The organism is Rhodoferax mekongensis (assembly GCF_032191775.1).
Classification (GTDB): domain Bacteria; phylum Pseudomonadota; class Gammaproteobacteria; order Burkholderiales; family Burkholderiaceae_C; genus Allorhodoferax; species Allorhodoferax mekongensis.
On record NZ_CP132507.1, the window covers coordinates 1179322 to 1199597 of the forward strand.

Annotated in this window: 18 protein-coding genes; 9 read left to right on the plus strand and 9 right to left on the minus strand. The window is 60.5% G+C overall.

The features are described from left to right. Positions 1 to 151 precede the first annotated feature (151 nt). The 3 genes from ftsZ to RAN89_RS05600 all read left to right on the plus strand — a co-directional run bounded on the left by ftsZ (position 152) and on the right by RAN89_RS05600 (position 2947). On the plus strand, positions 152 to 1396 hold the full coding sequence (ftsZ, locus tag RAN89_RS05590) for a cell division protein FtsZ (protein ID WP_087496300.1): 1245 nt from the start codon (positions 152 to 154) through the stop codon (positions 1394 to 1396). Positions 1397 to 1627: 231 nt separating this feature from the next. Then, complete coding sequence (gene lpxC / locus RAN89_RS05595) at positions 1628 to 2551, plus strand: UDP-3-O-acyl-N-acetylglucosamine deacetylase (protein WP_087496301.1); 924 nt, start codon at positions 1628 to 1630, stop codon at positions 2549 to 2551. A 96-nt stretch (positions 2552 to 2647) separates the two neighbouring features. Further along, positions 2648 to 2947, plus strand: a complete 300-nt coding sequence (locus tag RAN89_RS05600; protein ID WP_087496302.1) for a flagellar basal body protein — start codon at positions 2648 to 2650, stop codon at positions 2945 to 2947. A gap of 6 nt (positions 2948 to 2953) precedes the next feature. Here RAN89_RS05600 and RAN89_RS05605 read toward each other — a convergent pair whose 3' ends face one another. The 9 genes from RAN89_RS05605 to RAN89_RS05645 form a co-directional block, all read right to left on the minus strand. After that, entirely contained in the window at positions 2954 to 3709 is a 756-nt protein-coding gene (locus tag RAN89_RS05605; RefSeq protein ID WP_313868627.1) for a substrate-binding periplasmic protein, read from the minus strand. A 36-nt stretch (positions 3710 to 3745) separates the two neighbouring features. Further along, on the minus strand, positions 3746 to 4294 hold the full coding sequence (ruvC, locus tag RAN89_RS05610) for a crossover junction endodeoxyribonuclease RuvC (RefSeq protein WP_087496304.1): 549 nt from the start codon (positions 4292 to 4294) through the stop codon (positions 3746 to 3748). 40 nt (positions 4295 to 4334) lie between these two features. After that, positions 4335 to 5324: a phosphatidate cytidylyltransferase gene (locus RAN89_RS05615; protein WP_313868628.1), complete on the minus strand. Its 990-nt coding sequence runs from the start codon at positions 5322 to 5324 to the stop codon at positions 4335 to 4337. A 7-nt stretch (positions 5325 to 5331) separates the two neighbouring features. Further along, the gene (locus tag RAN89_RS05620) at positions 5332 to 5943 is read right to left on the minus strand and encodes a lysophospholipid acyltransferase family protein (protein WP_313868629.1); all 612 of its coding nucleotides are present in this window, start codon (positions 5941 to 5943) and stop codon (positions 5332 to 5334) included. A 350-nt stretch (positions 5944 to 6293) separates the two neighbouring features. Beyond that, entirely contained in the window at positions 6294 to 7010 is a 717-nt protein-coding gene (gene mtgA / locus RAN89_RS05625) for a monofunctional biosynthetic peptidoglycan transglycosylase (RefSeq protein WP_313868630.1), read from the minus strand. Then, positions 7007 to 7873, minus strand: coding sequence for an energy transducer TonB (locus tag RAN89_RS05630; RefSeq protein ID WP_313868631.1), 867 nt, complete (start codon positions 7871 to 7873; stop codon positions 7007 to 7009). Before RAN89_RS05630 ends, mtgA begins: the two co-directional genes overlap by 4 nt. Continuing rightward, positions 7870 to 9921: a ribonuclease catalytic domain-containing protein gene (locus tag RAN89_RS05635; RefSeq protein ID WP_313868632.1), complete on the minus strand. Its 2052-nt coding sequence runs from the start codon at positions 9919 to 9921 to the stop codon at positions 7870 to 7872. Before RAN89_RS05635 ends, RAN89_RS05630 begins: the two co-directional genes overlap by 4 nt. A gap of 55 nt (positions 9922 to 9976) precedes the next feature. Further along, on the minus strand, positions 9977 to 10579 hold the full coding sequence (locus RAN89_RS05640; protein ID WP_313868633.1) for a YqiA/YcfP family alpha/beta fold hydrolase: 603 nt from the start codon (positions 10577 to 10579) through the stop codon (positions 9977 to 9979). Positions 10580 to 10650: 71 nt separating this feature from the next. Continuing rightward, complete coding sequence (locus RAN89_RS05645) at positions 10651 to 12411, minus strand: hypothetical protein (protein WP_313868634.1); 1761 nt, start codon at positions 12409 to 12411, stop codon at positions 10651 to 10653. Between the two features lie 461 nt (positions 12412 to 12872). Here RAN89_RS05645 and RAN89_RS05650 point away from each other — a divergent pair, with 461 nt between their 5' ends. The 6 genes from RAN89_RS05650 to RAN89_RS05675 all read left to right on the plus strand — a co-directional run bounded on the left by RAN89_RS05650 (position 12873) and on the right by RAN89_RS05675 (position 20270). Then, on the plus strand, positions 12873 to 13568 hold the full coding sequence (locus tag RAN89_RS05650; protein WP_313868635.1) for a response regulator: 696 nt from the start codon (positions 12873 to 12875) through the stop codon (positions 13566 to 13568). A gap of 53 nt (positions 13569 to 13621) precedes the next feature. Next, positions 13622 to 15409 (plus strand): sensor histidine kinase, encoded by a 1788-nt coding sequence (locus RAN89_RS05655; RefSeq protein WP_313868636.1) that lies wholly within the window; start codon positions 13622 to 13624, stop codon positions 15407 to 15409. A gap of 8 nt (positions 15410 to 15417) precedes the next feature. Then, positions 15418 to 16572, plus strand: a complete 1155-nt coding sequence (rodA, locus tag RAN89_RS05660) for a rod shape-determining protein RodA (RefSeq protein WP_313868637.1) — start codon at positions 15418 to 15420, stop codon at positions 16570 to 16572. After that, complete coding sequence (locus RAN89_RS05665) at positions 16569 to 17459, plus strand: NAD(P)-dependent oxidoreductase (protein ID WP_313868638.1); 891 nt, start codon at positions 16569 to 16571, stop codon at positions 17457 to 17459. The genes rodA and RAN89_RS05665 overlap by 4 nt, the downstream gene beginning before the upstream one ends. Further along, positions 17456 to 18916 carry a metalloprotease TldD gene (gene tldD / locus RAN89_RS05670; RefSeq protein ID WP_313868639.1) on the plus strand — a complete coding sequence of 487 codons (1461 nt, stop codon included), beginning with the start codon at positions 17456 to 17458 and terminating at the stop codon, positions 18914 to 18916. Before RAN89_RS05665 ends, tldD begins: the two co-directional genes overlap by 4 nt. 226 nt (positions 18917 to 19142) lie before the next feature. Next, positions 19143 to 20270: a 3-deoxy-7-phosphoheptulonate synthase gene (locus RAN89_RS05675; RefSeq protein WP_313868640.1), complete on the plus strand. Its 1128-nt coding sequence runs from the start codon at positions 19143 to 19145 to the stop codon at positions 20268 to 20270. The last annotated feature ends 6 nt before the right edge of the window (positions 20271 to 20276 follow it).

Genomic DNA, 20276 nt, shown 5'->3' on the forward strand with positions numbered 1-20276 from the left:
AGTATCTGCAACTGCACAACGCGTGTGCGCACGCCCGCACAGAAGGTTCATGGTGGTCAGCAAGAGGGGGGCCGCCTTCGTAAATGAACACTTGCCTTTTGACCCGTATACCAATTCAAACAGTTTCTAAAAAGTTTTCAGGAGTAACAACATGAGCATCGAAATGATCGAAGAAGAAGCCTTCAACCAAGGCACCCAAATCAAGGTCATCGGCGTGGGCGGCGGCGGCGGTAACGCTGTGGAGCACATGATCACCACCTCGGTGGGCGGTGTGGAATTCATTTGCGCCAACACCGACGCGCAGGCTCTGAGCCGCAGCTCTGCTCACAAAACCATTCAGCTTGGCGGAACCGGCCTGGGCGCCGGCAGCAAGCCCGACAAGGGCCGCGAAGCCGCTGTGCAGGCAGAGGCCGACATCCGCCAAGCGATCGAAGGCGCACACATGCTCTTCATCACTGCAGGCATGGGCGGCGGCACTGGTACCGGCGCAGCACCTGTGATCGCCAAAGTGGCCAAGGAAATGGGCATCCTGACCGTGGGCGTGGTGACCAAGCCTTTCGATTTTGAAGGCGGCCGCCGCATGAGCAACGCTGACTCCGGTCTGGCCGAGCTGGAAGCCAATGTGGACTCCCTGATCGTGGTGCTCAACGAAAAGCTGCTGGAAGTGCTGGACGACGATGTCTCCCAGGACGAAGCCTTTGCCCATGCCAACGACGTGCTGAAGAACGCCGTGGGCGGCATTGCGGAAATTATCAACGTCAAGGGTGAAATCAACGCCGACTTTGAAGACGTGCGCACCGTGATGGGCGAGCCCGGTAAGGCCATGATGGGTACCGCGACGGCCAGTGGCCCGGACCGTGCCCGCATTGCTGCTGAGCAAGCCGTGGCGTGCCCACTGCTGGAAGGCGTGGACTTGTCCGGCGCAAAGGGCGTGCTGGTGCTGATCTCTGCGTGCAAGGGTTCCTTGAAGCTGAAGGAGTCCAAGATGGCCATGGAGACCATCCGTGCCTGCGCATCTCCGGACGCGCATGTCATTTACGGCACTGCCAACGACGAGAAGTTGGGCGACGAGATTCGCGTGACCGTGATCGCTACCGGACTGAGCCGCCAAGGCGGTGCCCGCCGCACCGCGCCTCCGCTGCAAGTGCTGCGTACCGGTACCGACAATGTGCCCTTCCATGTGCCGACCCTGAATACGATTGCCAGCCCCGCTGGAACTACCGCTTCGATGGGCAACGCCGGTGCAGCCGTGGCACAACCTGACTACGGCAGCATGGCAACCCCCAGCGTGTGGCGTACCAACCGCACGCAGGCGGCAGCCAAGGTGGATGCGCTCTCCAGCGGCGGCATGGATGACTACGAGATCCCTGCTTTCTTGCGCAAGCAGGCGGATTGATACTGCCCCCACGCTCCGCTGCTGAGCGGGTCGCTGCCCCCCATGGGGGCGCGTTTCCCCTTGGGACGGCCCGGCGGGGAAATGGGGCACACCCCCCGGCTTGCCCACTGCGTGTGGCCGCTCCCCCCTTGCAGGGGGCAACACCTGTGGCCCGGCTGAGCCGGTTCCACGGTGTTTCTGGGCTGAGGCACGCGCTCCGGAGGTTATTTGCGCTACTTTTACAATAGACCTGTGCTGAAACAACGAACACTCAAATCCCTGACCCGCGCCGTCGGCGTGGGCCTGCATAGCGGCCAACGTGTCGAGATCACCTTGCGCCCTGCTGCTCCGGATACGGGCATCGTGTTCAGACGGGTGGACTTGCCGAATGCACCGGACATCGTGGTGTCAGCGGAGTCGGTGACGGATACGCGCCTGGCCTCCACCCTGTCCTGCGGCAACGCCAAAGTGCATACCGTGGAGCATTTGATGTCGGCTTGCGCCGGTCTGGGCGTGGACAACCTGTTCGTCGACATCACGGCCGAAGAAGTGCCCATCCTTGACGGCTCTGCGGCATCGTTCGTGTTTCTGCTGCAAAGCGCGGGCATCGAGTTGCAGAACGCCCCACGACGTTTCATCCGCTTGACCCGCCCGGTCGAAGTCCGCGAGGGCGAAGGTGCCAATGAAAAGTGGGCCCGCTTGGACCCGTACCACGGCTACAAACTGAGTTTCGAGATCGACTTCAACCATCCCGCCGTGGATTCCACCGGCCAGAAGGTAGAGTTTGATCTCAGCACCGACAGCTACTCGCGCGACATTGCCCGTGCACGCACCTTCGGATTTACCAAAGATGTCGAAATGATGCGATCCAACGGCTTGGCCCTGGGGGGCGGCTTGGACAACGCCATCGTGATGGACGACTACAAGGTCCTCAATGCCGACGGCCTGCGATACGACGACGAGTTTGTGAAGCACAAGATTCTGGACGCCATCGGCGACCTGTACATCGTGGGCAAACCCCTGTTGGCCGCCTACAGCGCACGCCGCTCCGGCCACGCCTTGAACAACAAGCTGTTGCGCGAACTCCAGGCCCACCCGGAAGCCTGGGAGGTCGTGACGTTTGAAGACGTCAAGCAGGCCCCGCAGGGCTTTGCCCAGCCCGCGCGCGCCTGGTAACCCTGCCGTTTATCCGGTCAGCGCTTGCCTGCGCTCATCCGCTGCCGATAATGGGACATCCTGATTCCCGCGGGAAATAGCCCGAGGCAGTTGCCCATGAATTCCATTTCCTCTATCGCTTTGTCCGGTTTGAATGCGGCCCAAACCAGCTTGAATGCGAGCGCCCATAACGTGGCCAATCTCGCGACCGAAGGCTTCAAGCGCCAGGAAACCGTGCAAACCGCACAGAGCGGCGGTGGAGTGACTACCAGCGTGCGAGAGGCCAGTACCGCAGGGAATGCCTTGGAGCAGGACGTGGTGACCCAGTTGCAAGCCAAAAACAGCTTTATCGCCAATCTGGCGGTATTCAAGACCCAAGACAAAATGGCTGGCGCCCTGCTGGACACCAAGGTCTAAACCCTCTCAAAGGCCGCTGGAATACTGGCGGGTAATCGCGTCCAGGCGCCCGCTGCGCCGCAGCTTGTCCAGTGATGCCTGTAAGCGCTGCACCACGGCCGGGTCGGTTTGCAGGTTCAGGGCGAAGTAGTAAGCACCGTCTTCACTGAGTTTGGAGAGTCTGGTGATAGTGCCGGGCGGCAGGTTGGCACTGCGCAGGCTCCAAGCCATTCCCACTTCGGTATCCACCATGGCGTCTACTGCATCGGCCAACAGCAGGCGCAGCACCGCCGCGTTGGAGCTGTCCTCAATCATGGAGCTTGCGGGTACCCCGGCTTGAATCAGGTCCTGGCGGGCGGCCTCATCCCGCACGACGCCAAAACGGAGCTGGCTGATCTCCCGGTTGGCGACGCTTCCTTTGTCCGGCACGGTTTTGACATACACCCAGGTGCTGCGCGGGAGCAGGGGGCCGACCCAGAGAAACTCTTTCTCACGTGACGCCTTGCGCGCCGTAGTGAAAAGTACCGTGTCCGGCAGATTGCTCACGATCTTGTAAGCGCGAGCCCACGGTACGAGATTGAGCTTGCAAGTCAGCTTGGCATCTGCACAGACCGCTCTGAGCACATCACTGGCAATGCCCTTGACTTCGCCAGACTCCTCAAAGTTGTAGGGTGGCCACTGCTCGGTGTAGCCGGTGAGTGTCTGGGCTTGCAAGCCCCCCATCGCTGCCAATGCCCACAGTGCAGTGGAGGCAATCCGACGTAAGAGCGCTGTGAGCTGCATGGACCGTAATCTGTAAAGGTGCCTGATCCGGAAATTCTATTGGCTACGACCATCCCGGTAGCGGATTTTTCCGTTGCCCCCCACACCGTTGGCTCCCGCCAACAAGGCCATGGACTTTCCGGCATGGGCGTGCGTAATGGCGAGGCCCAGCGCATCCGCGGCATCAGGGCCGGGCAGTCCGGGCAAGTGCAGCAGGCGCTTCACCATTTCCTGAATCTGGTCCTTGTGCGCGCGTCCGTGTCCAGCCACGGCTTGTTTCATCTGCAGCGCGGTGTACTCCGCAACGGGCAGGTTTGCGCACACCAGTGCGGTCACCAACGCGCCACGGGCCTGGCCTAACAGCAGGGTGGACTGCGGGTTCACGTTGACGAACACAATTTCCACTGAGGCACAGGTGGGCTGGTAGCGCTCCACGACTTCGCCGATGCCGTCAAACAGAATCTTCAGACGCGCCGGCAGTGCTCGCGTATCCAAGTGCTCAGTGCGTATGGTCCCGCTGGCCACATAGCGCACATCGGCGCCCACCACGTCCACCACGCCGAAGCCGGTGGTGCGCAAGCCGGGGTCAATGCCAAGGATTCGCATGCTATGAAATCAGGAGCTGCTCGCGCAATATATACGTGCGCTAGAGGTCAAAATACCATCTGGCGGAGTGGAAGAAAACCGGTGCCGCGAAGCACAGGGCATCCACCCGGTCCAGCAGTCCACCGGCACCTGTGACAGAGCGCACCGGCCCGCCCCAGCTGGGAATGCCGCGGTCGCGCTTCAGGGCCTTCATTACAAAATGCCCCATGGAACCCGCCACGCAGGCGATGAAGGAAAACGCAAATGCGGTACCAGGTACCCAAGGCGTGATGCCGGCCAACAGCGCCCCGAAAAGGCTTGCCACAAACACGCCTATCCACCAACTGGGCCAGTTGAAGCTCTGGCTGATGGCAGGTGCTGCCGGTGGCAGCTTGAGCTTGCGGGACACAAGGTGCTGCACTGCCATGCAGAACTGCACCACCAGCACCAGGAAGAAGACCATGAATGCGTTCTTGTGGTCGTAGCCAGGGAACTTGAGCATCAAGAGCGCAGGCACATGGCTCATGCCGTAGATGCACACCATGATGCCCCACTGCAGCTTGGCATTGCGCTCCAGAAAGCGCAGCGGGTCATTGGCCAGTGCGCTGGCGACCGGCAAGGCCAGGAATACATAGACCGGAATGAACACTGCAAACATGTCGAAATGTTCGGTAGCCACCAGCCAGTACTGCAGCGGCAGCACGACAAAAAATGCCAGCACCAGACTGCGATGGTCGCCCAGCCGGGTGGGCGACAGCGTCATGAACTCGCGCAGCGCAAAGAACGATACGCCGCCAAACAGGGTGAGTGCGACCAGCGGGCCGCTGAGCCAGCCGATCCAGAACACAAACACCATGAACCAACTGGTGCGGATGATGCCGTCCAGATTTTTCAGCTCACCGCGGCGGCGGTCGCCGGCTTCATCATCCCCGTATTCGCGCAGCGACATGACGAAGGCCACGATGCTGGCCAGCAGCAGCAAACCGAAAACGATGATGAAGAGGGCTCCGACCTGCTGTGTGGGGCCGAGATTCTTGAGATAGAAATACATAGCTGTTTTACACGTCCCGCAGGGCTACGACTGCGCTGCGCGCTCTGTCCAGAAAGGCTCGGCGCTCTTCGCCTTCTCCGACTTGCATGGGCGCGCCAAAGGTGACCGAGCAGAGCACCGGCACCGGCACCACCTCGCCCTTGGGCAGCACGTGTTGCACATTGTTGATCCACGCGGGGACCAGCACCACGTTCGGGAAGCGGGTGGCCAGGTTGTAGAGTCCGGCCTTGAAGGGCTGTGGTTCGCCGGTGTGGCCGCGGGTGCCTTCGGGGAACAGGATGATGGAATCACCATTGGCCAGCGCCTCGATCAGCGGTTCCAAGGGGTCTTCCTCAGAGCTGCGGTCGCGGGAGACGTAGATCACGTGGAAGACCTCAGTGGTGAGCCATTTTTTGAAGGGCGACTTGGTCCAATAGTCTTTCGCGGCAATGGCGCGGGTGATGTGACGCAGCTCTTTGGGAAGTGCAGCCCAGATCATGACCAGATCGGCATGGCTCTGGTGGTTGGCGAAATAGATGCGCTGTTCGGCCTTGGGAGGGCATCCGTGCCAGCGCGCTTGCGCGCCGGTGAGGAAGCGGATCAGGCCCAACAGAAAGTAACTCATCAACTTGGCAAGCATGGCGGGGATGATACAGAGCGGATGTGTCGCTTCTGGTGCTTGGTGTGACTGTCAAGCGAGAATGGTTGGTTGGCGCTGGAAGCTGTGGGCGGGATGCTCTGCGCCGTTCGTGTCCCCCGCGCTGCGCGCTCCTCCTTGACCTCACTATGCAGAACACCCCGCCCACAGCTTCCGATGGTCTGGACAGAGTCGGGCATTAAATGCAGGTTCGCATTCGATTCCAGCAGTGGAACAGGGGGGAGTCCCACAGCGAGGTCAAGGCGGAGGCCGAAGGCCGGGGGACACGAGCGGCGGGGCTCACCCCTGTTCCGCTGCGGGCATGTGCAACAGCACCTCAGGTCAAACAAGACTTAGGGCAACTGCGCGTCCTTCATCCGCGCCACGATGGTGCCGGCGCGGCTGCTCAGGTAGCCCGAGTTGGGTGTCTTCTCGAAAAATTTGGGGCGTGGCAACATCACGGCCAAACGGGCCGCCTCGTAGGCGCTGAGCTTGCTGGCGGGCTTGCGGAAATAGTGCTGGGCTGCAGCTTCTGCACCGAATACGCCTTCACCCCATTCCACGCTGTTGAGGTAAATCTCCAGGATGCGCTGCTTGCTCAGCAAATGCTCCAGCAACATGGTGAGCACAAACTCCTGCCCCTTACGAAGCAGTGTCCGCTCACCCGACAAAAACAGGTTCTTGGCCAGCTGCTGGGTGATGGTGGAGCCGCCCACAATCTTGGGCGGCTTGGTCGTTTTGCGCTGCTCGGCACGCTGTTCCGCCTTGGCGTTTTTGGCCCAGGCCTTCTCCAGGGCATCCCAGTCGACGCCATCATGCTGGCTGAAACCATCGTCTTCAGAGGCAATGACGGCGCGCTTCAGGTTGTCAGAGATGCGGTCATAAGGCATCCATTCCTGCCGCCATCGCAAGGCGCCGGTTTCGGTCGTGACCCGGTACGCCTCGGAGCGCTCAAAGGCGGTGGACTGCGGGTCTAAGACCACCATGGTGGCAATGCGGCCCACGAAGTACAACTGCAGCGCTACAAAAGCCAGCGCGCACAGCACGACCAAACGCAGCACCTGCTTCATTGTGAGGTTGAGGACGAGACCTTTGCTTCCAGCGTCTCTTCGCGGGTGAATTTAAAGCGGGACACCACCAGAATCTGGTCGGCCTGGCGGCGCATGGCTGCATTGAAGTTCCCGAAGGGGCCTGCAGACCGCGCAATAGCCTGCGCCCGCTTGTCGAGCACCGGATTGCCGGAGCTCTGCACGACTTCGGTGTCGAGTACGCGCCCATCGAAGTTGATGGTGACGATCATGGTCAGCTCGCCGTAGAGCTTTTTGCCGCCGCTTTGCGGAAAGTTCTCGGTGCCTTTTTCTTCAATGGACTGGCGCAGCTGGTCGTAGTACACCGCATACACCTCTTCACGCACGGCTGGGCTCACATACCGCTTTTTGGGCCGTGAATTTTCCATGTTGATGCGCCGCTCAATCTCGGCCAGCAGCTTGATGAGCTGTTTGCGCTTTTCTTCCCGCTCGGCGGCCTCTGCCTTGTCGGCCAGCTTGCTGGGGTCGGGTGGGGGCAGGGCGGCGAGCTGGTTTTTGACCTGCGCGAGCAACAGGTTCTGCTGCTCCTGCAGGCTTTGGAGCTTGCGGGCGCTTTCTTCTTCCAGCGAGTCGCCGATATCCGTCAGCGCGGACGGGGGCAGCGGGCTGGTCGCGCGGCCTTTTTCCACATCGCCGCCGCCGGCCATATTGGTCTGGGCGATGGCCTGCGCTTTGTCCGGTTTCTCGTTGCTCTTGGCATTGACCAGGATGACTTCCAGCGGCTTGTCTTCAAACACGCGGTTGAAAGCCTCCGGATCCACAAAGCGCACTGTCAGCAGCACTCCGTGTATCGCGATGGATACACCCAGGGCCCATTGAAGTGTGGTGAGTTTGGGGAGCGTCACGGGGTGGGATTATCGCCGCCGGCTTCAGGCGCTTCGTTCACATCCACCGCAATCGCGATCGGGCCGGCCACCTCGTCGTCGCCGTCGTCCTCTTCGTCCTGGTTGTCGGCTTCCACCGGAGCATCCAGACGTTCCAGCACCGTGCCTTGCACATCCAGGGTGATGAGGTCCATCTCCCCCAGCTTGACGCGCACCTTGGCGTGGCGGGGCAGTCCCTGCGCACCCAGGACGGGCAGCACCAGCGGAATGTCGTCCGCGCGCACCATGCCGTCTTTGAACAGGCTGGCGGTGAGCTCGGTGATGCCGTGCTGCTGCGCGTAACGCATGGTCCAGAACCGCTCCATGGCGCCCTGATAGCCGTTGTAGGCGCTGTAGGCCGCATCAAACGACGAGATGATGGCGAACAGCTCCGCGTCCTTAGGCTTAAAGGGGGCGACCAAAGCCGCCGTCTTGCCATGGCGGGCACAGGCAATGATCTGCCACTGGTTGACCAGGTCGGTGTAGCGGCGCAGTGGCGAGGTCGCCCACGAATACGCTTTGACGCCGATACCCGCATGCGGCAAGGCCTTGGTGCCCATGCGTACCTTGACGCCGGGTGCCAGCGATGCCTGGCTTCGGTAGATGCCGGGCACGCCCATCTCGGCGAGCCAGCTGCCCCAGGTGCTGTTGGCCAGAATCATGGCTTCGGCCACGATCAGGTCCAGCGGGGCGCCGCGCTGGCGGATGCTGATGAGCACCGTCTCGTCGCCTTGCGGCTCAGCGCCGTCGTTGCCTTGCAGGCGGAAGTTGTAGTCCGGGCGGTTGAAGGTCTCGGGTTTGCCGCGCACGATCTCGCGCTTGGCTTTCAGGTCGCGCGCCAAGCGGTGCAAAAATGATAGCTGCTCGCGCAGACCTGCTGCGGGCTGGACGTCATTGTCATGGTTAAACGACGCGTCGGTCAGCCACTGCTCGGTGACCACGCTGTCGAGCTGGTCGTGGCGCAGATTGTGGGCAATCGGCACACGTTCCAGCTTGGTCTCGCTGTTGGTGATCTCCAGCGTCTCCTCGTTGAAGGTGACATAGAGCGAGACGGACGGGCAATCCCTCCCTTCCATCAGGGTGTAGGTCTGCACTACCTCGTCGGGCAACATGGTGACCTTGTAGCCCGGCATGTACACCGTGGACAGGCGGGCGCGGCCCAGCACGTCCACCGGGCTGCCGGGCTGCACGGCCAGGCCGGGCGCGGCGATGTGGATGCCCACGGTCACGGTGCCGGAGCCCAGGCCTTGCACGCTCAGGGCGTCGTCAATTTCAGTGGTCTGGGAATCGTCAATCGAAAAGGCCTGTAAGGCCGCCACCGGCAACTCGTCGGCAATGGCGGGTGCGCTAATGGCGGGAAAGCCGGTGCCCTTGGGGAAGTTCTCCAGCAAAAAGCGTTTCCAGTGGAACAGGTAGGGCGAAGCAATCGCACCGGCCTTTTGCAGCAGATCAAGAGGCGCAATGTGGGTGGTCCGGCTGGCCTCGACCACGGCCTTGTACTCAGGGGCGTTCTTGTCCGGCTTGAACAGGATCTTGTACAGCTGGTCCTTGATAGCCTGCGGGCAGCTGCCCGCAGCCAGCTCTTGGGCCCAATGGTTGATTTGCTCGGCAATCAGGCGCTTTTTCTCAATCGCAGCCAAAGCCTGGGCAATGATTTCGGCAGGCGCCTTTTTGAAGCGACCTTTGCCAGCACGGCGGAAGTAGTGCGGGGTGTCGAACAGCTTGAACAGCATGCCCGCCTGCTCCGCCTGGCTGGCTTGGGCGGAAAAGTAGTCTTTGGCCAGGTCCGCGAAGCCGAACTCTTCGTCGGGCGCGAACTCGTAGGCCATATCCAGCTCGATGCCGGCTGCCTGCGCTTGGGCGGCCGCAACGAACTCCGCCGGAGCGGGCTTTTCAAACTTGATCAGGATGTTGGCGCCCTTGACTTTGACGCGCTTGCCGGAATCCAGCTCCACCTGCGCAGAGGCTTCCGCCTCGGACAGGACACGGCCGGCCATGAATTTTCCGGCTTCTTCAAACAGTACAAACATAGGGGGAGATTGTCCCCGCAAAACTACCCGCTCCGGATGCAGGGGCTTGCACCCCTCATTTGTTCGGGGGCAGCCCCATAAACCGGGCGAAATCCGGCAGGTATTCCTCAAAACCGGTCAGGGCATGGTCCCCGCCTTCCAGCAGCGTGACCTGCGTGTGGCCGTAGCGGGCATGCATTTCGCGCCAGTCCAGTACCTCATCCCCTTTGGCCAGGAGGGCGCGGTAGCGCTGTGGGTGCTGCAATTCGCCGACCTGCAGGGTGCGCAGCTCGTCTACATATTCGGGCAAAAAGAAAAAGCTTTCCTCAGGGGCATGCCATTGGCGGTTCTCGCCTATGTATTTGCCCAAATCCCGTGCAGGGTCCACTGCCGGGTTGATCAGCATGGCCCGACATTCTGTGGCCTCGGCTATGTGGGTGGCATAGAAGCCACCCAGCGAGGAGCCGACGACCGCCATGCTGTCGCGCGGCCAATCCGCAATACCGTTCAACAACAGCTCCATCGCTGCCCTTGGTGAGGGGGGCAGCTGCGGGCACCACCAATGCACCTGCGGGTGCTGCTGCGCCATGTACGCCGCCATGGCCTGTGCTTTGTGCGAATGAGGCGACGAGCGGAAACCGTGAAGGTAGAGGAGGTGGGTGACGGACGCAGTGGACATGCCCGAGATGGTAAGGGCGAAAAAAAGCCCCGCAGCTGCGGGGCCGGTACTTGTGGGGTGGGCGCCGCGTGTCAGGGGAGTTGCTTGGTCCAAACCGCCTGATTGCCGAGTGCCGTCGTTACTACCCGGATGTATGCCGCTGTGGCAGATCCAGAGTATCCAAACCCGTTGTTGCCAAAGTTGGATGCAATAGATTCAGGTGCGTTGAAGGTACATGTGGTCTCCCTGCTGGCTCCGATGGGAGGTTGTTCTGCCCCCAGGATGGGGGTGTTGCCATTCCATACCTGAATCCCGCAATGTTCCACGCGTGAGCCATATGCGCTTCCCTGTGTGTAATTGAAGGTGATTTGCCCGGTAAGGTCTGTGTCGTGCAATGCCTGCACGCTGGCAAAACTAGACGGGGTGGTTGCTCCCAACGTGGCGAAGATATTGCTGGCATTGCTTTGCGCAAACGTCTTCGAAATGGGGACTGCGCTTGTCTGGAACGGGAAAACGCTCACGACAGTGGTCGAGTTGCTGGATACGGTCCAGAGGTATATTTTTCCCGGAGCGGTCTGCGTTTCGTCTATGCAAGGTGTGCCTGCGGCTGGTGGTGTTGTCAAAGCGGCCAAATCCTGACAACTTTCTATGGCATCACTTCCAGTCCCATAGTAAGCCTGCCCCTCTGCCAGAACCAAAGCAGCGGTGTTGGGATTCTGAACCAGTTTGACCCGGGTCGATGCACCTACCGGGGTGCTGGCGTTGCCGCTATAAACAGCCAGTCCTGCCCCACGCACTGTCACAAACGCGTTGGCACCTCCCACAGCGATGGCTTTGGCTTTTTCCATATGGAACGGCCAACTGCGTGTGTAGGTGCCATTCGCGTTGCGGTTGATGCGTGCGTTCATGTGCGGAGCGGCTTGACTCTGGCTGCCCGCCATTTTCCAACCACCCGCGCATCCTGAATAAGCACTACCCTTGATCATCTTCATGAGCCAAGTACCCGCATCCCCTGATGCCCGGACCTTGATCCACGCCGAGCCACTGGCACTGTCATAGGCGGTAGTGCTGCGGCTGTTAAAGATGGTCCGCTGAGAGCTTCCGAAATTGGCATTGTTGTTACTGGTGTCAATCTGGCTGATTTCGCCTGCGCTGAAGGGCGACATGTCTTTGGGCGCAAACCCGGCGACGTCCAGTTTGAACCCCTCGATGACCTGTGAGCCGCCATCAGAAAAGGCAGACGCAAAGCTTGATTGTGTCAATTGCGCATGCGTAAAGGTAGCATCCAAAAATTCGGTCACCCTGCTGAGCGATGGCGCAGAGAGGGGCGCTGCATACAAAGCGTTAAAGGCTGAAAAGCAGGTCTTGATTTCAGAAAGTGCGGTATTGGCGGCATCCGCTGCAGTTGCCTCGGTGGAAGAGGCCGGCGTTGGAGCTGTGGTCGCCGTAGCCCCGGCAGTTGCTGGTAAGGTGACGCTTCCAATTTGGGTGTTGGTTGCAATCAGGGTGACGGTCGCCATGTCCGACTGTGCGGTGGCAGGAGTCACGGAAATCTGGTCCAGCACTTTGTCCATGCCCGTGCCGTTAGCGGTGAAGGCGCCCGTGAGGGGGTTTGCGTTTCCCGGGTTGATGGTGCTGATCATGTTCATCACATCGCTCACGGCGGCGTTCAGCTTGCTGCTGTTTGCCGCGTCACTCAGTGCCGTCAGACAGGCCGCAGGCGCTGTGGTTGATGGTGAGACGGGCGTACAAAGGTCGCTCAAGGTGCTACCTGCCGGGCGACCTGCGGCGGTGGAAACAATAAGGTCTGTGAGCGGAGTGATGTTGACGGTTTGGCCCACTGAAGTCGCCACGGAGGTTAGGACAATCTGCTTGCCCCCTGATGTGCCCGTGATACTCAAGATAAACGGAGCAGCCATCCCGGACACATCCACTGTGAATGCCCCCGTGCCGCTTGTCGTTGCAGCTGGTGAGATTTTCCCGTTCACGTCGATCGCGTAAACCGTTCCGGAAATGGCTGCGCCGACTGCCGCCGTACCTGTCAATGTACTGCTAGAGGTAGAGCTACCTCCACTACCACTACCACTACCACTCCCACCTCCACCACATGCCGCCAATACAAGGGCGCTCAGTAGGTTCAATGCAAATACTTTCGATCGAAAAAGTCGGGACATGGAAGCTCCGTGGTTGAAATCGGTAGCTTTGAGTTTTCCGGCTTCTGCTGCTTTTTGATATCCCATGAATATGTGATTCCAGCGACGCCTGCATCGCGCTATGCTCAAGCCTCCGTTTGGCTTGCTGGAGCGTACGACCCGTGTGGCGTGTTCTGATCGTTGAAGACGACCCGTCAACCCGTGACTTCTTTGCGCGGAGTGTCGTCGCCTGCCCGGAGTTGCGCTTGGCGGCTGCCTTGGCCTCGGTCGCTCAGGCTAGGGAGTGGCTGGTAGCTCATTCGCCCTCCATCGATGTGCTCTTGACGGACTTGGGCCTACCCGATGGAAGCGGCTTGGAGGTGATACGTCTGGTACGCACCCTGAACCCGGCCTGTGAACCTCTGGTGATTTCCATGTTCGGTGATGAAGACAATGTATTGGCCAGCATTGAGGCCGGTGCTCTTGGGTATATCCACAAAGACTCAGCTCCCGCGGACGTAGCCCAGACGATTCTGGACATGCGCGCGGGAGCGTCTCCGATTTCACCCATGATCGCTCGCCGTGTGCTGGCGCGTTTCCGGGGCAACGCTTCGTCTTTGGTGCCCAATCCGGTCTTGTCGCCGGTTACATCTGCGCAAGCAGCTCCTGAAAAGATAGCGGATGAGGTGATATTGACCCCCAGCGAACAGGAAGTTTTGGGCCTGATCGCCCGCGGGTTTTCGTACGCAGAAATCGCCCGTTTGCGCGGTACCAGCGTACACACCGTGCAAACGCATATCAAAAAGCTCTATGCAAAATTGAGTGTGAATTCCAAGAATGCGGCTGTGTTTGAAGCAACCCGGATGGGCTTGCTGTGACAAAAACGGCATTCATTCGGGCATGCAAATGGGCGTTTCTGGCGTGCGTACTTTTGCTGCACTCTGTACGTGCGCAGGAAGTACGTTTTGACAACGCGACAATTACCACGATGATGGAGGGCGTTACAGCGAGGGACGTGGTGACTTTGCCGTTTCGCTGGGACTTGCAATATCCCGGGCATGCCGGCCACGCCAATCTGGAGTTTGAATTCATGAAGGCTCAGTTGCCGCCGGCGCCCTGGGGCTTGTACTTGCCGAAGATTGGCACCGCTTACGTAGTCACACTCAATGGTGCCGTCATTGACCACGACGGTAGCATGGAACAGTATGGTGGCGAGGACACTGGGAAAGGCCCGCGCCTGATTGCTGTGCCCGACGAGCTCGTCAGGTCCCACAATGTTCTGAACATCCGCGTGCGTGCTGATAGTGGCCGAAAAGCGGGGGTAAGTACAGTGGTCCTTGGCGGATGGACGGAGACGCAGGCTCAGTATTGGCAATACTGGCGGTTCCGTACGCTGGGCCTGATCGCCGTCGTCATCTTCAACCTCTTGATCGGAACCCTTTGCTTTGCACTGTGGCTGACGCAACCCGGCTATTTGGGTGGGATGGAGGAGCGGCGCGACCCCTTGTACCTGCTCAGCGCTTTGGCTGAATTTTGTTGGGCGCTGCGTGTTTCAGATTCATTGATCGCTACTCCCCCTTTGCCCTGGCCGGTATGGGGCACAGTACCTGTCCTAGCTTTGGGTGCCTGGGGTTGCCTGACGGCGCTTTTTTGCATGGAGGTGGTGCGATGGCGGAACGCCCGGTGGGCACCGGCCTTGCGCGCTTGGATGGCTTGCCTGATGCTGGCCGGGGTGGTGATGGTGACCTGGGGATTGGTGTGGGGCGTGCCTGCGTTGGTGACAGTGTGGTACGCCCTGACTGGCTTAACCTTTCTGGTCTTCAGCATGGTGTTTACCAAGCGCAGCTTCGGACGGGGTGGCACGCTGGCGGGCCGTTTATTGGCTGGGGCGGTTCTGCTGAACGCGGCGGTGGGCATTGCCGATCTGGTGCGTTTGCGAACCAGTGCAGGCACGGGGGATGTGTCGGCGCTTTATTACTCCTCCATGTTGTTCGGCATGGTGATTGGCTACATCGTGATCGCACGCTTTCGCAGTGCCAGTGCCCGAGCACGGGAGCTGCTGCAGACTTTGGAGCAGCGCGTCCGGGACAAAGAGGCCGAATTGAGTGCCAGTTACGCCCAGTTGACCGAACAATCCAAAGAGCAAGCGAGGGTTGCCGAGCGGACCCGAATCCTCAGGGACATGCACGATGGTGTGGGTTCCCACATCAGTGCAGCGATCCGCCAGCTGGAAGGTGGCCTGTCCCCCAAGGAGGACGTGTTGCAGACATTGCAGGAGTCCATGGATCAGCTCAAACTTTCCATAGATTCCATGCATCTGCCGGCGGGTGATATCAATTCGGTGCTAGCCAATGTGCGATACCGGATGGAGCCGCGTCTGGTGTCCTCAGGCATCAGCGTGGCTTGGGATGTGGACTGGCTACCATTGATCAGTCGCTGGGATGAAAAAGCCACACGGCAGTTGCAGTTCATGGTGTACGAGTGCATTTCGAATGTGCTGCAACACGCGCAGGCTTCAGAGATCCGTATCCGAGCTCACCAGGAGGCGGCACTCGCGGTCGTCACCATCATTGATAACGGCCGTGGGTTTGACGTCGAATCCGGAGGCCAACGCGGGCTGCAGACTCTGCGCCAACGCGCCCAATCCTTGGGGGCGCAACTGCAATTGCGCAGCCGGCCGGGTGAAACCTCGGTGGAGATCGCAGTAGCTTGGGGATAATCACCCCCATGTCGTACCAATTTGGAAAAGTCCCCCTGCGCCAGCGCATTGCGCCCTGGTTTTCGGGGTTTGACGGGCCGTTAGCCTTTGCAGTCTTCATTCTGGCCTGTGCCGGGCTGCTGACCATGTATTCATCCGGCTTTGACCATGGCACCCGGTTTGAGGACCATGCCCGTAACATGCTCATCGCGGGCACCATCATGTTTGTGGTGGCCCAAGTTCCACCCCAGCGCTTGATGCTCGTTGCAGTTCCGCTGTACACCGTGGGCGTGGCCTTGCTGATAGCGGTTGCCATTTTCGGAATCACCAAAAAGGGCGCCAAACGCTGGATCAATGTCGGCGTGGTGATTCAGCCGAGTGAAATTCTCAAGATCGCCATGCCGCTGATGTTGGCCTGGTGGTTCCAGAAACGCGAAGGCCAGTTGCGACCGCTTGACTTTGTGGTGGCTGGAGTGCTGCTGGCCGTTCCTGTGGGCCTGATCATGAAGCAGCCGGATTTGGGTACTTCGTTGTTGGTGCTTGCGGCCGGCATGGCGGTGATCTTTTTTGCCGGCATGAGCTGGAAACTGGTGATTCCGCCCCTGGCGATCGGAGTGATCGGTATCTTCCTGATCGTGGTCTTTGAGCCGCAGTTGTGTGCTGACGGCGTACGCTGGCCGGTGCTGCACGACTACCAGCAGCAACGCATCTGCACCTTGCTGGACCCTACTCGCGACCCACTGGGCAAAGGCTTCCACATCATTCAGGGGATGATCGCCATCGGCTCGGGCGGTGTGACCGGCATGGGTTTCATGAAGGGCACGCAGACGCACCTGGAGTTCATTCCCGAGCGGACGACTGACTTTATCTTCGCAGCCTATTCGGAGGAGTTCGGCCTGATCGGCACCACCTTCCTGATCTGCGCCTTCATCTTCCTGATTCTGCGCGGCTTGGCCATTGCGCTGGAGGCGCCGACCCTGTTTTCCCGACTGTTGGCAGGTGCAGCCACCATGATCTTTTTCACCTACGCGTTTGTGAACATGGGCATGGTCAGTGGCATTCTGCCGGTGGTGGGTGTGCCTCTGCCCTTCATCAGCTACGGCGGGACAGCCATGGTGACATTGGGGCTGGCGCTGGGCATCCTGATGTCAATCTCCAACTCCAAGCGCCTGGTCCAGTCATGAGTGCGCCTTTGCCGGTGACCGTGATCGGCGTCGGCAATATGGGCGGCGCCATGGCGCAACGCCTTTGCGCACTGGGCTGGACCCCATGGGTGCACGACATCGATGCGAGCAAGGTGCAGGGTGTGGTGCATTTCGGGGCTCTAGCGCTTGCGGATATTGCGCGGGCAGCTACTGAATCCATAGCAACCATCATATGCGTGGTCGATGCCAACCAGACCCGTGAAGTGCTGTTCGGCCCCGGAGGGCTGGCTCCGCATCTGCCTGCCGGGCATGTGGTGATCCTGTGCCCGACCATTGGACCGCAGGATGCGGAAGACATTGCAGCGCAGCTGGCGACCACCGGTGTACTCACGCTGGATGCCCCTATGTCAGGCGGCCCTGCCCGTGCGAGGGAGGGCAGCATGAGCCTGATGGTGGCCGGCCCTGCGGCGGCGTGGGAACGCTGCCTACCGTTGCTCCAAGCGCTGTCGGCCAAGTTGTTTCATATCAGCGACCGGCCGGGTGATGGCGCACGGACCAAGCTGGTCAACAACCTGTTGGCGGGTATCAACCTCGTGGGGGCAGCCGAGGTCATGGCGCTGGCCGCCCGTTTGGGGCTGGACCAGAGGCGCACGCTGGATGTCATTGAACAGTCCAGTGGTCAAAGCTGGATCGGCAGCGACCGCATGCGTCGCGCCATTGCGGGCGATCTGGCTCCGCGCGCCCACATGACCTTGCTGGCCAAAGACACGCAACTCGCCTTGGACGCGGCATCGCAAGTTGGCTTTTCCGGCCCCCTGGGTGTCCATGCTTCTGCCTTGTTTGCAGCCGCAGTAGCCGCAGGTTTGGAAGGGCTGGACGATGCGGCTCTGCTGGAGTTTCTGCAGCGGCCTAAAATGGCCGGATGATCTCCCGCGAACCCACTATCGAACGCTTGGCCACGGCCAAATCCCTGTTGCTCACGCCTTTCGACCTGGATGAGAGTCATCTCACCCGCGCGCTGAACGAAATCAAGGCGCACCAGGTGGACGAGGCGGACCTGTACTTCCAGTACACCCGCTCCGAGGGCTGGAGTCTGGAAGAAGGCATCGTCAAAACTGGTTCCTTCAGCATTGACCAGGGCGTGGGCGTACGTGCGGTCAGCGGTGAGAAAACCGCCTTTGCGTATTCCGACGATATTTCCGAGGCCAGCCTGCTGGATGCGGCCCGCACCGTGCGCACCATTTCGACTGCGGCCCAGAACAAGCGTGCGAAAGCTGCTACACCAAAGATAGCAGGTGGCCGCAAGCTCTACGCCGGCCTGGACCCGATTGCCACCCTGGACAGCACCGCCAAGGTAGAGCTGCTGGGCAAGGTGGAGAAGCTGGCCCGTGCCAAAGACCCGCGCATCATCCAGGTGATGGCCGGTCTGGCTGCTGAATACGACGTGGTGCTCGTCGCCCGCGCGGACGGCACGCTGGCCGCCGATGTGCGCCCGCTGGTGCGCCTGAGCGTGACGGTGATTGCCGAGCAAAAAGGCCGCCGCGAAGTAGGCTCCAGTGGCGGCGGTGGCCGCTTCGGGCTGGCGTATTTCACCGATGCGCAGCTTGAAGACTATGTGGACCAGGCCGTGCACGCCGCGTTGACCAACCTCGATGCCCGTCCTGCCCCTGCTGGTGAAATGACCGTGGTGCTGGGGGCCGGATGGCCCGGCATTCTGTTGCACGAAGCCATAGGTCACGGGCTGGAAGGCGACTTCAACCGCAAGGGCAGCAGTGCCTTCAGCGGCCGCATCGGCCAACGCGTCGCCGCCAAAGGCGTGACGGTGCTGGATGACGGCACCATTGCCGACCGCCGCGGCTCGCTCAACGTGGATGACGAAGGCAACCCCAGCCAGCGCAACGTACTGATTGAAGACGGCATCTTGAAGGGCTACATCCAGGACAGCATGAACGCCCGCCTGATGGGCGTGAAGCCCACCGGCAACGGCCGCCGCGAGAGCTACGCCCACCTGCCCATGCCCCGCATGACCAACACCTACATGCTGGGCGGCGACAAGGCGCCGGAAGAAATCATCGCCAGTATCAAAAAGGGCTTGTACGCCCCCAACTTCGGTGGCGGCCAGGTGGACATCACCAGCGGCAAGTTTGTGTTTTCTGCCAGCGAAGCCTATTGGGTGGAAAACGGCAAGATCCAATACCCCGTCAAAGGCGCGACGCTTGTCGGCAGCGGCCCTGAGTGCCTGAAGCGCGTCTCCATGATCGGCAGCGACATGAAGCTGGACCCCGGCGTGGGCACCTGCGGCAAAGAGGGCCAGAGCGTGCCTGTGGGTGTGGGTCAGCCTACGCTGCGCATCGATGGTTTGACCGTAGGTGGAACTGCCTAGTGGCAAGCGTAAGCCGCTGTCAGAAACCTGTGCTACATTGAACCCCATGCATTCCGCACGTTTCTTTTTTAGCTACTTTTGGTTCTCACGCGCATCCGGCGGTCGAGAGATCTGAACGTACCCAAAAGAAACGTCCTGAATCTTCCCAAAAACCGCCGGCACCCCCGGCGGTTTTTTTATGCCTTTTTCAACCTGTTTTTCGCAACTTGGACTCTGGAGACCTGACATGAACGCTAAAGCCTCTGCAACCGGTGAGTGGTACGGACAAGCCCAGCCCGCCGACCGCACCAGCAAAACCGACGACGAACGCATCAAGGACATCACCGTGTTGCCCCCTCCAGAGCACCTTATCCGTTTTTTCCCTATCCGTGGATCCGCGGTGGAGACTCTGATTTCCGACACCCGCAGCACCATCCACAACATCATGGCCGGCAAGGACGATCGTCTGCTGGTCATCATCGGACCCTGCTCCATCCATGATCCCGCCGCTGCGCTGGACTACGCCCGCCGCCTGAAAGTGGAGCGTGAGAAGTACAAAGACACGCTGGAAATCGTGATGCGCGTCTACTTCGAGAAGCCCCGCACCACCGTGGGCTGGAAGGGCCTGATCAATGACCCTTACTTGGACGAAAGCTACCGCATCGACGAAGGCCTGCGCATCGCCCGCCAGCTGCTGATCGAGATCAACCGCTTGGGCATGCCCGCCGGCAGCGAGTTCCTGGACGTCATTTCGCCCCAGTACCTGGGCGACTTGATTTCCTGGGGCGCCATCGGTGCGCGCACCACCGAGAGCCAGGTGCACCGCGAGTTGGCCTCCGGCATCTCCGCGCCCATTGGCTTCAAGAACGGCACGGACGGCAACATCAAGATCGCAACGGACGCTATTCAAGCTGCAGCCGGTGGCCACCACTTCTTGTCGGTGCACAAAAACGGCCAGGTGGCGATTGTGCAAACCAACGGTAACCCGGACTGCCACGTCATCCTGCGCGGTGGCAAGGCGCCCAACTATGACGCAGCCAACGTGGCCGCCGCCTGTGCGGACCTCGCCAAGGCTAAGCTGCCCCAAACCCTGATGGTGGACTGCAGCCACGCCAACAGTAGCAAGCAGCACGAAAAGCAGCTCGACGTGGCCAAAGACATTGCCGGCCAGATCAGCGGCGGCTCCAAGAGCATTTTCGGTGTAATGGTGGAAAGCCACCTGAACGCCGGTGCCCAGAAGTTCACCCCCGGCAAGGACGATGCATCTGCCTTGGAATACGGCAAGAGCATCACCGACGCCTGCCTGGGCTGGGACGATTCGGTGGAGTCGCTGGAAGTGCTGTCTGCCGCCGTCAAGGCGCGCCGCGCTGCTTGATAGCGC